This is a genomic window from Hydrogenophaga sp. (assembly GCF_031426985.1).
Classification (GTDB): domain Bacteria; phylum Pseudomonadota; class Gammaproteobacteria; order Burkholderiales; family Burkholderiaceae_C; genus Hydrogenophaga.
Map to the genome: position 1 here is coordinate 1 of NZ_JASJOY010000249.1, position 1,538 is coordinate 1,538.

General features: G+C 70.5%; 1 protein-coding gene. It reads right to left on the bottom strand.

The window, feature by feature from the left end; genetic code table 11:
• On the bottom strand, positions 1–1,538 hold a 1,538-nt coding region (locus tag RMP09_RS24000), incomplete at both ends, for a molybdopterin oxidoreductase family protein (RefSeq protein WP_310568484.1).

Here is a 1,538-nt window from a genome sequence, read left to right on the forward strand (position 1 = left end):
TTGCTGGTGACGTGCACGAGGTCGCCGTCTTTCAGGCCTCGGCGATCCATGTCCTGCGGGTTCATGTCCACCGCGGGCTCGGCCACGTGGCCGAACAGGCGGCCCAGCGTGCCGGTGCGCGTCATGCCGTGCCACTGGTCGCGCAGGCGGCCGGTGGTGAGCGAGAACGGGTAGCGCGAATCGCGCAGCTCGGCCAGCGGCTGCCAGGGCAGGGCGGCGAAGCGGGCCTTGCCGTCGGCGGTGGGGAAGATGCCGTCGGCGTAGAGGCGGACTTGGCCTTGTGTTTCGCCTTCGCGCAGCGGCCATTGCTGCGGGCCCTGCGCGTCCAGCATCGGCCAGGAGAGGCCGGTGATGTCGAGGTCGCGGCCGCGGGTGGACTCGCGGTGTTCGAGCCAGATGGATTCGGCGTCGGAGTAGGGGAAGAGCGTGGGCTGGCCGGGGCGCAGCCTGGTTTCAAGCCGCTGCGCGAAGTCCACCACGGTGCGCCAGTCGTGCCGGGCCTCGCCGGGCGCGGGCACGGCCGCGCGCACGCGGCTGATGCGGCGCTCGCTGTTGGTGACCGTGCCTTCCTTTTCGCCCCAGGTGGTGGCGGGCAGCAGCAGGTCGGCGAAGTCGCAGGTGGCGGCGCTCGCATAGGCCTCCTGCACCACGACGAACTCGGCGCGCTCCAGCGCGCGGCGCACGGTGGCCTGGTCGGGCATGGACTGCGCCGGGTTGGTGCAGGCGATCCACAGCGCCTTGATCTCGCCGTCGGCCGCGGCCTGGAACATCTCCACGGCGGTCTTGCCGGGTTTGGACGGCACATCGGCCACGCCCCAGAGCGCGGCCACTTCGGCGCGGTGCGCGGGGTTGGCCAGGTCGCGGTGGGCCGAGAGCAGGTTGGCGAGGCCACCCACTTCGCGCCCGCCCATGGCGTTGGGCTGGCCGGTCAGGCTGAAGGGACCGGCGCCGGGTTTGCCGATCTGGCCGGTGGCCAGGTGCAGGTTGATCAGGGTCGCGTTTTTCGCCGTGCCGCTGCTGCTCTGGTTCAGGCCCTGGCAGTAGAGGCTGAGCGTGGCGTGCGAGGTGGCGAACCACTGCGCTGCGGTGTAGATGTCTTCTTTGCGCAGGCCGCACACCTCGGCCACGCGCTCGGGCGTGCACTCGCGCACCAGCGCCTTGAGCGCGTCGAAGCCGGTGGTGTGTGCCGCGATGTAGTCGGCCTTGATCCAGCCTTCCCACAGCATGATGTGCAGCAGGCCGTGGAACAGCATCACGTCGCTGCCGGGCTGGATGGGCAGGAACAGGTCGGCCAGCTCGGCGGTGTCGGTGCGGCGCGGGTCGGCCACGATCACCTTCATGCCCGGGTTCTTTTTCTTCGCTTCTTCGATGCGGCGGAACAGCACCGGGTGGGCGTAGGCCGCGTTGCTGCCGACGATGAACAGGCAGGCGGCGTGGTTCACGTCGTCGTAGCAGGCGGGCGGCGCGTCGGCGCCCAGCGTGAGCTTGTAGCCCGCCACCGCGCTGCTCATGCACAGGCGCGAGTTGGTGTCCACGTT